This is a genomic window from Microcoleus anatoxicus, from assembly GCF_042465725.1.
Classification (GTDB): Bacteria; Cyanobacteriota; Cyanobacteriia; order Cyanobacteriales; family Microcoleaceae; genus Microcoleus; species Microcoleus anatoxicus.
On record NZ_CP120853.1, the window covers coordinates 5,040,707 to 5,054,050 of the forward strand.

The 13,344-nt window shown below is 43.2% G+C and carries 10 protein-coding genes; 6 read left to right on the forward strand and 4 right to left on the reverse strand.

Features of this window, described 5'->3' with window-relative positions:
- Window positions 1-614: 614 nt before the first annotated feature.
- Entirely contained in the window at window positions 615-1,049 is a 435-nt protein-coding gene (locus P2A85_RS21805; RefSeq protein WP_340522938.1) for a GxxExxY protein, read from the reverse strand.
- A 134-nt stretch (window positions 1,050-1,183) separates the two neighbouring features.
- On the opposite strand from P2A85_RS21805, the gene P2A85_RS21810 reads away from it, so the two are divergent.
- Both P2A85_RS21810 and P2A85_RS21815 read left to right on the forward strand, forming a co-directional pair.
- Window positions 1,184-2,389, forward strand: a complete 1,206-nt coding sequence (locus tag P2A85_RS21810; protein WP_377475465.1) for a 4-hydroxy-3-methylbut-2-enyl diphosphate reductase — start codon at window positions 1,184-1,186, stop codon at window positions 2,387-2,389.
- Between the two features lie 161 nt (window positions 2,390-2,550).
- On the forward strand, window positions 2,551-3,048 hold the full coding sequence (locus tag P2A85_RS21815) for a hypothetical protein (RefSeq protein ID WP_377475466.1): 498 nt from the start codon (window positions 2,551-2,553) through the stop codon (window positions 3,046-3,048).
- 193 nt (window positions 3,049-3,241) lie between these two features.
- On the opposite strand, the gene P2A85_RS21820 is transcribed toward P2A85_RS21815, so the two are convergent.
- From P2A85_RS21820 to P2A85_RS21830, 3 genes are all read right to left on the reverse strand, one after another.
- Window positions 3,242-3,607, reverse strand: a complete 366-nt coding sequence (locus P2A85_RS21820; protein WP_340522932.1) for a response regulator transcription factor — start codon at window positions 3,605-3,607, stop codon at window positions 3,242-3,244.
- Between the two features lie 311 nt (window positions 3,608-3,918).
- Window positions 3,919-6,240 (reverse strand): GumC family protein, encoded by a 2,322-nt coding sequence (locus P2A85_RS21825; RefSeq protein ID WP_377475467.1) that lies wholly within the window; start codon window positions 6,238-6,240, stop codon window positions 3,919-3,921.
- 178 nt (window positions 6,241-6,418) lie between these two features.
- Window positions 6,419-7,903, reverse strand: a complete 1,485-nt coding sequence (locus P2A85_RS21830; RefSeq protein ID WP_377475468.1) for a polysaccharide biosynthesis/export family protein — start codon at window positions 7,901-7,903, stop codon at window positions 6,419-6,421.
- A 280-nt stretch (window positions 7,904-8,183) separates the two neighbouring features.
- Between P2A85_RS21830 and P2A85_RS21835 the strand changes: the two genes are divergently transcribed.
- From P2A85_RS21835 to P2A85_RS21850, 4 genes are all read left to right on the forward strand, one after another.
- Window positions 8,184-9,557 carry an O-antigen ligase family protein gene (locus P2A85_RS21835; protein ID WP_377475470.1) on the forward strand — a complete coding sequence of 458 codons (1,374 nt, stop codon included), beginning with the start codon at window positions 8,184-8,186 and terminating at the stop codon, window positions 9,555-9,557.
- Between the two features lie 289 nt (window positions 9,558-9,846).
- Window positions 9,847-11,184, forward strand: a complete 1,338-nt coding sequence (locus tag P2A85_RS21840) for a flippase (RefSeq protein ID WP_377475472.1) — start codon at window positions 9,847-9,849, stop codon at window positions 11,182-11,184.
- Window positions 11,181-12,380, forward strand: a complete 1,200-nt coding sequence (locus P2A85_RS21845; protein WP_377475474.1) for a hypothetical protein — start codon at window positions 11,181-11,183, stop codon at window positions 12,378-12,380. The genes P2A85_RS21840 and P2A85_RS21845 overlap by 4 nt, the downstream gene beginning before the upstream one ends.
- 20 nt (window positions 12,381-12,400) lie before the next feature.
- The gene (locus tag P2A85_RS21850) at window positions 12,401-13,339 is read left to right on the forward strand and encodes a glycosyltransferase family 2 protein (RefSeq protein ID WP_371117624.1); all 939 of its coding nucleotides are present in this window, start codon (window positions 12,401-12,403) and stop codon (window positions 13,337-13,339) included.
- The last annotated feature ends 5 nt before the right edge of the window (window positions 13,340-13,344 follow it).

Genomic DNA, 13,344 nt, shown 5'->3' on the forward strand with positions numbered 1-13,344 from the left:
TTAAGTTTTTTTTAACGAACCGCGAAGACGCGAAGAGCGCGAAGAAGGAAGAGGAGGAAGAAGGTTGAAAGGAGAGATTGATGCGTTGCTGTTCTACTTGTTCGCCCAAGTGTTTCTTTCTTCTTCCTTCGTGTCCTTCGCGTCTTCGCGGTTGAGTCGTTCTTCCCTCTTTTGGCGCTTTTTTTTAAGTTTTTTTTAACGAACCGCGAAGACGCGAAGAGCGCGAAGAAGGAAGAGGAGGAAGAAGGTTGAAAGGAGAGATTGATGCGTTGCTGTTCTACTTGTTCGCCCAAGTGTCTCTTTCTTCTTCCTTCGTGTCCTTCGCGTCTTCGCGGTTGAGTCGTTCTTCCCTCTTTTGGCGCTTTTTTTTAAGTTTTTTTTAATGAACCGCGAAGACGCGAAGAGCGCGAAGAAGGAAGAGGAGGAAGAAGGTTGAAAGGAGAGATTGATGCGTTGCTGTTCTACTTGTTCGCCCAAGTGTCTCTTTCTTCTTCCTTCGTGTCCTTCGCGTCTTCGCGGTTGAGTCGTTCTTCCCTCTTTTGGCGCTTTTTTTTAAGTTTTTTTTAATGAACCGCGAAGACGCCAAGAGCGCGAAGAAGGAAGAGGAGGAAGGGTTAAGATGTGAGAATTATGCGTTTGATGCCTTCTTTGAGGATCGGAACGTTGAAGTTGATCAGAAGGCCTAGGCTGTTTTTGGTCATTTTAAGATAGGAGATAACTTGGGCTTCATGGATGGGAGTTAGCTTTTCGACAGCTTTTAGTTCGACAATTAGGATATCCCCAACCAGAAAGTCTAATTGACCTTTGCCTACTGGATAACCTTTGTAGGTTATTGCTACTGGCTTTTTAGGTTGACAAGGTATCCCCCGTATCCGAAATTCAATTTCTAAGGATTCCTGGTACACTGACTCTAAAAATCCTGGCCCCGTCAGCCGATGCACCTCAATCGCCGCTCCAATCGCTCTATAGGCTAACTGTTCTACCTGTTCGCCCAGTTGTCTAATTCTTCTTTCTTCTTCCTTCGCGTCCTTCGTGTCTTCGTGGTTCATTCCTTCTTTCCTTTCAATCCGTCGATCGTACAAATATCATATCCCCTCTTCCCTTCGATCGGCCGATCGTCCCGATCGCACCCCACCCGTTCTAAAATTAAAGGTAATTAACCTTAATTTGAAATAGACACGCCATGGATACTAAAGCTTTTAAGCGATCGCTACAACAGTCGGAAAATTACCACCGTAAGGGCTTTGGTCATGAAGCTGAGGTTACGCAGGTGATGCAAACGGCTTATCAAAGCAGTCTGATTCAGGAAATTCGGGACAATAATTACAGGCTGGAACGCGGGGATGTCACTATTCGGTTGGCCGAGGCTTTTGGTTTTTGCTGGGGTGTGGAACGCGCTGTAGCTATTGCTTACGAAACTCGTCAACATTTCCCTACAGAACGGATTTGGATTACTAATGAGATTATTCATAATCCTTCTGTGAATCAACATTTGCGGGATATGGCAGTTGGTTTTATTGCTGTTAATTCAGGTGAAAAGGATTTTTCGGTGGTGGATAGTGGTGATGTGGTAATTTTACCTGCTTTTGGGGCTAGCGTTCAAGAAATGCAGTTGCTTAATGATAAGGGCTGCAAGATTGTTGATACAACTTGTCCTTGGGTTTCTAAGGTTTGGAATACTGTTGAAAAGCACAAAAAGAAGGATTATACTTCGATTATTCACGGTCAGTACAAGCATGAAGAAACTGTGGCGACGAGTTCTTTTGCTGATAAATATTTGATTGTTCTGAATTTGGAACAAGCTGAATATGTCAGCGATTATATCATCGATGGTGGCGATCGCCATGAGTTTTTGGCGAAGTTTAGCAAGGCTTATTCGGCTGGTTTTGACCCGGATGTGGATTTAGCACGGGTTGGTATTGCTAACCAAACTACTATGCTCAAAACAGAGACGGAGCAGATTGGTAAGTTGTTTGAAAAGACTATGATGCGTAAGTTTGGACCGGATAAGTTGAACGACCATTTTTTGAGTTTTAATACTATTTGTGATGCTACTCAAGAACGCCAAGATGCTATGTTGAGTTTGGTTGAGGAAAAGTTGGATTTGATGGTGGTCATTGGGGGTTTTAATTCTTCTAATACTACTCACTTGCAGGAAATTGCGGTCGATCGCGCTATTCCGTCTTATCACATTGATTCTGCAGAACGCATCCTACCAGGCAATCGGATCGAACACAAGCCTTTGGGGGATGATTTAGCGATCGCTGAAGGCTGGTTGCCGGAGGGTAAGATTGTGGTGGGTGTGACTTCTGGTGCTTCGACACCGGATAAGGTGGTGGAGGATGCGATCGAGCGTATTTTGCACAGAAGTATTGTTGCTGTTGGGTAATTTTTGGTTTTTAGTTCCACTCTCCCTCGTCTTTTTGAGCGGCACCGTAAAACAATATAATGTCTAGGTATCGGACTTCTTCGAGAAATCTGGTACCTGATATTCAGTCTTGCTATGGCTTAGGTTAAAATGTTAAAATACTCAAAAAATATGGTAGTTAGGTGGACAAACTTCAGGCAGAAATAGAGGCAATTTGCTCTCAAATTCAAACGCTACGACGGGAGCGCCAGCAGATTAGTATTGCCGCGATCGCCCCAGTATGTGATTCCCCTCAAGCCATCGCCGATGCTTACCGCCGTCACGCAAGGGAAACAGCACAAGTGTCGGCAGAAGTCAAGGGGATAGATGATGCGATCGCAGCTTTGTCTGCTCAATTGAGTCAAATGGAAAACCACTCGGTTCAAGTGCGCAAATTAAGTCCCATGGAACAACAAGTGCAAGAGGGCAGAAATCTCGCTCGCATTCATGCTGAACGGATTAATGAATTGGCTGCGGAATTGGCGCAGGAGGTGAAAGGGCTTAAGGCGATCGCCGACAAAATCAGCCCTACTTATTGGCAGGTATATTACAAGCCTTTTATTACAGGTTTTAAAAGTATTTCTGTTCCTTACGTGCGATCGGACGGCGATGTTTGGACGATCGTCAATCGAGTAGTTTAGGATGTTGTTGCCTCAATCCTCATCTAAGCCATCAGGGTAGAGTTCAGACTCAAAAATTCTGAAGGTAATTTCATAGCACCACACTAAGGTGAATATGGACCTGAAGACAGGGGATAATTGGGTATAAGTCCCACAATCGGAAAAAAAATGGGAAATACCGAACACGATTTTGCCTGTGGTTATCACCTTAAGCCTAAGCCCGCAACAGTTGCTTGATGGTGCCTACCAATTCCTGGGGGTGAAAGGGCTTAGCAATGTAAGCGTCGGCGCCTTGTTTCATACCCCAGTAGCGATCGAACTCCTCACTTTTGCTCGAACACATTACCACTGGCAAACTCTGAGTTTTTGGGTCACTTTTGAGTCGGCGACAAACTTCATAGCCATTCATCCGGGGCATCACGATATCCAAAACGACCAAATCTGGGCGATTTGTCTTAATTTGCTCTAGAGCTTCTACGCCATCACTAGCTACCGTGACGTTCAGTCCTCTACCTTTGAGCAAGTCAGCGATCATCTCCCGCAGAGTTACGCTATCATCAACAACCATAACTGTACTCATAAAATAGTCCTTACCAAGTTTCTGGGTTGAAACGTTCACAATAAAAGGTATGTTAGCTTGATTGAAATTTTGCTCTTTAGGATTTAGTTTACCCACTTTTGCTCATTTCCCAATCATGTTTTTCAGGATTAGCGCTAAATTAAACATTCGCGGAATCTCGCTTGACATACCATCCTATGTTCGTTAGTCTATCATTTTCTTTCTTAAATGGTACTTTTGTCAAAAATTGCTGATTTAGTTTGGTTTTCGGTTTCGTGGCAATAGTCCATGACCCCAGACTAAAGGCAGCACTCGGATGAGAGCACAAATGGTCAATTATTATTTTTTTGCTCTAAAACGGGTAGTTTTTGCTCGTAGATGGCATCTATAACTGCTGGGCGCTGGCGGTAATTTTGACCTGAACTTTTTAAGCCGTTAGCAACCATTCCCAAGACGGAAGCTCCTGAAATTTTTAATTCTTCCAAGACTTTGGTAACTTGGGCTCGGTCGGTTTTGGCAATTTTCACCACCAATACCGTACCTTCAGTGTGAGCCGCGATCAAGTGGGCGTCTGCCAAGCCGACTAGAGGAGGCGAGTCGTAAATCACTAAGTCAAAAAATGCTTCAAATTGCTCCATCAGATACTGCATTTTTTTGGAGGAGAGAAACTTAATCGGATCGGGAGGAATTTGACCTGCGGTGAGTACGAACAGGTTTTCCTCGGAGGGGGAGCGCTGAATGACTTCGTTAAGACTGAGGTCTGTAGAGATGACTTCGCTCAGCCCCCGCAGGTTTGGTAGCCCTAACTTAATGTGCAGTTGCGGCGAACGCAAATCTGCATCTACTAATAATACTCTCTGCCCGACGGCGGCGGCGGTGGCCGCTAGGTGCAGGGCTACTGTCGATTTTCCGTCTGCGTCTAAGGCGGAACTGACTAGGAGCGATCGAATTGGCCTGTCGGCACTTAGCAAGTTAATGTTGGTGTAGAGCGATCGAAATGCTTCTAAGAATTTATAGTCGGAATCGCTAAAAATACCCGTACCTTCCAGGCTCCGAGTAGGAGGTTTAGCATCGACTGGCTGAGCATTTTTTGCTTTGACCGAAGTCAGCTTCCTGGTTCTAACTGGAGAGCGACGCTTGATTCTTTTCGTCAATGGGATTACTCCAATTATGGGAAACTTTGTTGCCATTCTCAAGGATTCAGGAGTATGGAACACATTATTGAGTACCTCCACCAGTAACCCAATCGCTATCCCCAGCAAACTACTTAAAACCACTGCTAGGACTAACTGTTTGCGAGTTTGTTTGACCGTTGAAGTTATATATTTTCCGAATTTATCTAAGGGGATTTCTGGAGGGTTAATTAGTACCCAAGGTATTTGCTGCTGAGCCGCATCTATCCGCAAAGCTTCTCGTTTTGCCAAAAAGTCGGACAAACTTTTAGTCACCACTAGCAGTTCTTGCTGTAAGTTGTCGTATTCTCTAGTTGTCAAGGAAAATTCTCTATTTTTTTGATTCATTTGTTTTTGTAACTGATTCATTGCCAAAATTCGTGATTCAATTTCTTGGATTTGGCTGTTCAAATTTTTCATCACCACTTCTTTAGCTTGTTGACTTGCTGTTAATATTAGTTCTTGCCTCGTTTTTTTGAGTGCTAAAATCGGCAAGCTGTCCTCTCTGTACTGAGCTAATTTTAGGGAAGTTTCTGAGTCAACTTTTTGGATTTCACCTAATAATCCTGCGTAAGCTTGTCCTTGGGTGATTAATATGCCAACGGGGTTATTCTGTTCCAGTAGTTTTTGATAATTTTGGTAGACAGTTCGCATCCCTTTTAACTGTACTTGGAGTGTGGCTTGCTGTCCCCGAATGCTCTGAACTTGTTCTGACAGAGATTTTCCTTCTAGCTGGGGGTCAAACAAGTTGCTCTGCTGACGCAGTTTTTGAACTTGTAGTTGCAAAACTTCGACTCTTTCTCGGAGCTTCGGCATCTCCATATCTATAAACTTAATTCCTTGATTAATACCTGTTAGTCGCTGTTGCAAACTGTACTCTAAATAAGCTTTAGAAACTTGATCCAATACAGCATAAATTCTTTTGGGATTTGAATCTTTGTACTTAATTTCTAAAATTTTTGTCCCTTGCTGTTTGCCATCTTTTTCATAGCTAATCCGGTTTATTGATATTTTTGACATGAGGTCATTGTAGGTAATATTAGGATACAATATCCGCATTTTTTGTAGCACTGGTCGCATCATTCTGGGACTGCGTAAAATCCTAATTTGCGTTTCATAATCTACTAAACTAATCCCTTCTATATTGATTTTAGCTAAGTCAGCAGCTACGGTATTATCTAATTGTTTGGATAGTAAACCTTCAGCGGTAGCTGGTTCTACCAACAAGGAAAACGAGCCTTCATAGTCGATGGTAATGTTTTTAGAGTTTTTGAGGATCGCCACTCCCACCAGGGAACTCAAAGCAATGCTGGTTACTACCATTACTAGGAGGCGGCGACGTACCACCCCAAATAGCCAAGATAAGTCTAGTTTTTCTTCTTCTATTTCTTCAAACTTATCTCTGTAGTTATGAGCAGACAAGGGAGACAATTGACCATTAGATTTTGGTAGGAACGGTTGGTAATCTTTTCTGGTATCCATATTCAGTCTGTGTATTATAGAGGTTGATATTTAAGATGCTACCGATATTTTAGAGGTTGATATTCCAGATACTACAGTGCCACAACTCCGGGAAAATTATATTTCTTAGTTTATTCTAACCGAGCGATCGGGCCCGATCGCGAAATTAGGAGTTTCTGGAATTTTGCCCAATACCTGCTCATCGGAATATAGAGCGGATCAGGTTGAGAAAATTTAACACTCCGGTAGCAGGGCCTAAGGGCCCAAGGACTGTATTCATACGGTCTACGAATTTGATGAGACCGCTGCGCGAGACTACGATCGTATCGTTGTTGCGGAGTTGAGGATTTTTTTCCTCATTAATTCCTTGAGTTAAATCGACTTCGATCGTGCGTTTAGTGGCGGTACCGTCAGTATTGAGACGAATTAGGTCAACAGTTTCTCTAGTAGCTCTGCTGTTTTCGTAGCCAAAAAATCCTCTAGAGAGCAAAGCCTGATTCAAGGTAGCATTGGCCGGCAACTTGATGGGTTCCAGAGGAGTTCTGACTTCTCCTACCACAAAAACATTGATGGCGGGGGGAGCAAAGTTAACGTTAGCCAAGAGACCGGCTTCGGCGGGGTTGACGATAGTTGCTTTAGGAACGACGATCGTATCTCCTTGCTGGAGGATGGTATCTTGGGACCCGTCGCCGGACTCTAGGAATTGCCACAGGTTAACTGGGATAATTTGTTCGCCTTTTCTGGTGATGCGACGGACTTGAATTTGACGGATATCTGCCTCTGAAGTGATGCCACCGGCTAGCTGAATAGCCCTGATGACGGTGGGGAATCCTTCCCGGCTCAGGCCGTTGGTGGTGTTCCCACCAATGACGACGTAAGCTCCAGGGCTGGTGACTTGGCCGACTATGGAGATGGATCTGGGTTTTTCTGGGGGTGGGGAAAAGTTGGCGGTCGCGAATTGGCGTGCTTCTGCTTGGTTGAAGTTGGTGACGGTGGGAATCACAATGGTGTCTCTGTCTTGCAAAATGATGTCTTGAGAGATGTCTCCTTCCTGCAAGAATTTCCACAGATTGACGTTGAGCACTTGGTCTGGACCGTCGGGTTGGGGCCGGCGGACACGGATGTTACGGATGTCGGCGACACCAGTGACACCTTCAGCGAGTTTGATGGCTTGAGTAACGGTTGGGTATTGGACTGAGGGTGTTACACCAGGCCCTGAAGCGAGGCTGATGGTGAAGTTTCCGGGCCTGGTGACTTCTCCGATGACGCCGACGTTGAGGGGGCGGGCGGCGACGAGGCTGACTGTGACTATCGGGTCTTTGAGGACGCGACGGTAGGCGTTGCGGATAATAGTGGTGGCTTCTACTAAGGTCTGACCACGGATTGATATTAAACCGATTAGGGGTAGGTTGACAGAACCGTCTGAGAGAACTTCGTAGCCGCGGGTGAGTTCGGGTACTTCCAGTATTTCTACTTGGATGCGATCGCCTCCACCTAGTTTATAGCTTTCCGGGGATCTCCTCAACCCTGTAGGGGATGTGGTGGCTGCACCGGGACGTAATCGGACTTGCGCCGTAGCACTCTCTGGGAGTCCTAGGGAAATCATACTCGTGCAGGCGATCGTCCACAAGGTTAAACTCAATACGGACAGGGTTATTTGTTTAGGAAAATCATTGTTAACCACAGGCTACCTATTTGATTACTAGCATCTTTCACCAGTTTAATCGCTCATCATGGAAATGCCTTGTTTATGGCAGACGGGCGGTTGTGCATCTATATTGTCTATGGTGGTGTTAGAGGTGGAGAGAGTCAGAGGCGAGAGGATTTTTGATAGGGCTCAAGCAATCTACAATCTATAGCACTTCTCACTCAAGCGACATTCCCTCGCCAGTTAATTAACACTTCTTTAATTCCCAATCTCAAATCTCAAATTTGAACCTCTTAGAACTCAAACAAATATATTTATGGCCAAAATAATTAAGGAACTAATTCTCAGCAATAATTTGTTGCTAATTATATTAGGATTGAGCGTATTTATTCTTACTCTCTTCATCTTTCAGATAGCTAGTCAAAAAAAAATTGGTCTTACTTTAGAAAGATGGTTTACTATTTTGTACATATTCGTATCTCCTCACGTCAATTTACCTCCTTTTAATTACCTGCATTTTGTAAATATTGCTGAAGCAGAAAAAGGAATTATTTATCAAATTCCTTTTCTTTTTTATCCATGGATTGCATTTCTTTTATGTAGCAGATTAGTCAAATTTTTAAACAAGCAATTTGTGGAAGGTTTGTCATCATTAATATTGAGAAACCCTGCGGGTTTTGTGTACTTTTTGTTGCCAATTACATCGACACTTTGGTCGCTAGTTCCTGATATTACACTAAAAGCAGGAATGGCATTTACAGGTTTTACAATTGTTAGTTTTTATATAGGTTCACGATATGAGTGGCATGAGCTATCGGGGTTACTGCGAGCGGGCTATACCTCCCTCGCTATAGTTAGTTTTTTGCGACGCCCGAATGTGGGACGGGAATTTGCCGGAATTACGGGTCACAAAAATGCTTTCGGTAGCATCATGGTTATATGTACAGCACTTTGGTATCTTCACTATTCCCAAGGTGCTAAAACTCAGAAAGAACGCTGGATAGCTCTGGGATTAATGTTTTTTTCCTTTTATTTGGTGAGAGCTACTAGCTCTGGCGGTTCTTTAGTTAATAGTTTGATGCTCATAGTTGTAGTATCATCACTAAGTTTTTTGAGTAAATTAAAATTTCAATGGGCCTTTACTTCTATTGTCGGATTTACGGTGCTGGGAATCATTGCCAGCGTTTATATTATCGATAACTTAGAGTCCATTGTTGTGGGAGGCTTGGGAAAGGATTTGACCTTGACTGGACGCACGGAATTCTGGCCAAAATTAATCGATGCAGCCAATCAGCGTCCTTGGTTTGGCTATGGATTTGATGGATTTTTTCAACAAGATGAAGTCGGAGAGCAAACCCCAGCTTATTTTATATATACGACCAATGGGTTTCAGCCCAAAACGGCTCACAATGGTGCCATATCAATTTTGCTTTCTTTTGGTTATCCAGGCATGATTCTAATTTTAGTTTCTCTGTTAACTAATTTAATTTTTGCTGTCAGAGAACTGAGTCGCCGCCCGCTATCTCAATCGGGAATCCCAATTATTTACTTAGTGTTTATTATTTTAAATAATATAACGGAAGGTTCTATAGGTGAGATTGGGGATGTCTGGCTGGGCTACGTGATACTGACTGTTAGGCTCAGTATAGATAGTGCCAAATCTTCATCTATGCCCCAGCTTAGGGACTAACGGGAGTTGGGTCTCCATCGGGATTCAAACTCAATCTAGATTAAGTTTAAAATTTGACCGAGGAGTAGAGGTACGCTCTATGGTATTATTACTACTCTGGGTTTGGTAAATGATACTATTGCCTGTATGTGAGTATTGAAAAAACTATAGGAGAACAGCTAAAAGTTTTTCAATAAATGGTTGATGAGTGCGAAAGGTTATGATAAACTCCCTAGAAGAGGGTGATTTTAAATTGAATATCGAAGTCTCAACCAACAGATTTATCTATTTAAGGACTCAAAACTTTCTAATGTTAGATAAACTCGCAGTGGCCAGTCAAAAAATCGGGCCTGGTCTTCGTCAGGTACTCGTGAATCTGGCGTGGCTGTTCACTGACCAAATTTTGCAGATGGCTTTGGGTTTGATCGTAGGGCTTTGGGTGGCACGCTATCTGGGGCCAGTGCAATTTGGATTGCTCAACTACTCGATCGCCTTTGTTTCCGTCTTTAGTTCGGTAGCAACCATGGGATTGGGTGGTATCGTCATCCGCGATATCGCTCGCAATCCTGAATGCAAAAACGAAACCCTGGGGACAGCCTTCGCGATGCAATTTACTGGTGGCTGCATCACTCTGTTGTTAACTGTGGTGATGATTTCCCTATTCAAGCCGAATGACACTCTGACTCGCTGGTTAGTGGGCTTGATCGCAGCCGGGACGGTATTTCAAGCTTTTGAGACGATAAATTTTTGGTTTGAGTCCCAAGTCCAGTCAAAATATACAGTGGTGGCCAAGAATTCAGTCTGTTTGTTAGTTGCCGGAGTCAGAATTGGATTGGTACTGCTGGGGGCACCACTACTTGCCTTCGCAGCCATTCGCTTGATAGAGGTGGCGATCGTCGGCATGGCCTATTTATATTGTTATAAGCTTACGGGAAATAAAATTCAGGATTGGCAATTCAGTTGGTCTAGGGGCAAGGAACTACTGCGGGAAAGTTGGCCGATTATGTTGTCTGCCTTTGCAGTTTTTTTGTACTCAAAAACCGATCAGCTCATGCTGGGTGGGATGAATAAAAATGCTGAACTGGGATATTATGCTGCGGCGGTTAAGATTTCCGAAATTTGCGATTTTTTGCCGATGATTATATCTTCATCTATTTTTCCCAAATTAGCTAATTTAAGAGATAAAAATTATGAAGAATACATGAATAAATTTCAAATTTACTGTGATAGTATGATGATACTATGGTTGGGAGTGGCACTCCCAATTTCATTGCTTTCTCCTTGGATAGTCAAGGTGCTTTACGGTGACAAGTATAGTAGTTCAGCAGCGGTACTGGCCATCTATGTTTGGGCGCAATTTGGGAGTAACTTTGGGGTGGCGCGCAACACCTATTTTACGATAGAGGGGCAGTTGCGATACAGTCTGTACTTGACAGTCATCGGCTCCATTTTTAATGTGGGGTTAAACTGGTTTCTGATTCCTAATTATGGAGCGTTGGGTGCAACGGTAGCTACTCTGATTACTTATTTCTATGTGATTATTTTAGTCAATTTCATGATTAAGGAATTGCGGCCTTTTGGTAAATTAATTTGGAAATCGCTTAATTTGTACAAAGCGGGTTTTAGGATAATTGGATTAATAAAATGATTAAAATCAAACCCGACATTCAGCAGCAATCCAATTGTCCCAGAACAGGTGCTGCTCTCACACCCATCGAGGTCCTATGGCAGGGGATTCAAATTTGTCTGAAATCTAAGTTAAAGGACTCTGAGACTGAAATAATTGATGTTTTGAGAGTTGGTCATGGGTCTCACACATCCATTCAAGTTGATTTAGCAAAAGGAGAGATTTTGTCTGGGGATAATAGGATGGGAGAATGGTTAGGAAAACCCTTACTCCATTCACTCCAAAATCCGAGACATGAGAAACTTGAAATCACCAAAGAAATTTTTAAGAAGTGCGATCGGGTAATCATCTTAAACTGTATTGACTATCTTTACGGTCACTCCCTGTTAAAGTTACTCAATGCAGAAAGACACTTGGATTCCCAGCCGGAATTTGGGCTAATTACGATCGTCCCTAAGTTTTTAAGGTGGATGGTTCCCGAAGGAGTGGCGGAAGTCTGGACAGTACCTATCTCTTTAAAAAATGGTCTCGATTATTATCCCAGCTTTGCGGAGTTTGTGCAGGAAGAAACTAAACGTTTTGAGGAGATTTATGTCAGCGAAGCCTATTCTCATCCGAGTCGGTTTGACATCACCAGGTTTACGAGGGTGCCCAAACACAATTTTGAGGGAGAAGAAATCAAAATTACGTTTATCTGGCGCGAAGATCGTTTGTTAGTTAATCGTTTTTTGTTCCGAGTTTTGCGAAAGCTGAAGGGTCAAAAAATTGCGCTATGGCTCCAAAATTTGATGATTCAGGAAGTATTTAAGAAAATCAGGTTGCAGATACCAGCGGCTAAATTTGCAGTGGCTGGTCTGGGGACAACAACTAATTTCCCAGAATGGATTAAAGATTATAGGGTGGATAGTTTTAATCAAAAAATTGAACAGGAAATATGCCACTTGTATGCAGAAAGCCGTTTAGTAATTGGTCTGCACGGCTCTAATATGCTACTGCCTTCTGGCCATGCGGGCATGACTATTGATTTAATAGATGAGCGCTGGGGTAACTTGGCTCAAGATATTATCTACCAAGAAAGCAACCCAAGAATGGCTTCTGGTCGCTATAGATTTTTGCCGTATCAGACGAAAAATGATACACTGGCATTCATAGCGACTGTGATGGTTCTGAATTTTTCTGAGTTTAAATCCTACATGACTGCTGATGTTGTGAATTAAAATTATAGTAGAGAATTTAAATGTTGGATTGGCAATTGAAAACTCCCGTCGCATTTATTATTTTTAAACGCCCGGAAGAAACCGAAAGGGTGTTTGCAGAAATTCGCAAAGTCAAGCCACCGAAACTGTTAGTAGTTGCGGACGGACCCCGCGCAGATAGACTGGGGGAAGACCGAGATTGCGATCGCGTTCGTGCCATTATTGAGCGAGTAGATTGGGACTGCGAAGTATTGAAAAATTATGCTGACGTAAATCTGGGGTGTCGGCTACGGGTTTCCAGCGGTATCAATTGGGTGTTTGAGATGGTGGAAGAGGCGATTATTATTGAGGATGACTGTTTACCTCATCCGACATTTTTCCGTTTCGCTGAAGAATTGCTCGATCGCTACCGAGACGATCGCCGAATCATGTCAATCTCCGGTCAAAATGTTCAGTTTGGGCGAAAAAGAACTGATTACAGCTACTACTTTTCTCGCTACAATCACTGCTGGAGTTGGGCGACTTGGAGACGAGCTTGGCAGCACTACGATTTAGATATGAAGTTGTGGCCGGAAATTCGCGATGGTAATTTTTTGGCGGATGTACTGGGAGATCCGCAAGCAGTAAAAGTTTGGACAAATACTTTTGAGCTTTGTTATGAAAAAAAGATAGATACTTGGGATTTCCAGTGGGCTTTTGCTAGCTTTATTCAAAATGGTATGAATATTCTAGCTAATGTCAATTTAGCTTCTAACATCGGACACGGTACGGGGGGAACTCACACGGGGGATGTCACCAGTCCATATAATAATATGGCAGCGGAAGCCCTAACATTTCCGTTGAAACACCCACCCTTTGCAATTCGGGACGCCCAAGCAGATAATTTTACTCAAAATACTTTGTATGATTACGATCCGCCGCTGCTAAAGAAGATACAAAAAAAAGTCCATAAAGTGTTGACACAAATCCGATCGCATTAGACGTT

Bases quoted from the DNA above. Each gene is read 5' to 3' on its own strand.
- P2A85_RS21820 (WP_340522932.1), bottom strand. From the start codon at position 3,607: ATGAGTACAGTTATGGTTGTTGATGATAGCGTAACTCTGCGGGAGATG.
- P2A85_RS21825 (WP_377475467.1), bottom strand. From the start codon at position 6,240: ATGGATACCAGAAAAGATTACCAACCGTTCCTACCAAAATCTAATGGT.
- P2A85_RS21840 (WP_377475472.1), top strand. From the start codon at position 9,847: ATGTTAGATAAACTCGCAGTGGCCAGTCAAAAAATCGGGCCTGGTCTT.
- P2A85_RS21810 (WP_377475465.1), top strand. From the start codon at position 1,184: ATGGATACTAAAGCTTTTAAGCGATCGCTACAACAGTCGGAAAATTAC.
- P2A85_RS21835 (WP_377475470.1), top strand. From the start codon at position 8,184: ATGGCCAAAATAATTAAGGAACTAATTCTCAGCAATAATTTGTTGCTA.
- P2A85_RS21845 (WP_377475474.1), top strand. From the start codon at position 11,181: ATGATTAAAATCAAACCCGACATTCAGCAGCAATCCAATTGTCCCAGA.
- P2A85_RS21850 (WP_371117624.1), top strand. From the start codon at position 12,401: ATGTTGGATTGGCAATTGAAAACTCCCGTCGCATTTATTATTTTTAAA.
- P2A85_RS21805 (WP_340522938.1), bottom strand. From the start codon at position 1,049: ATGAACCACGAAGACACGAAGGACGCGAAGGAAGAAGAAAGAAGAATT.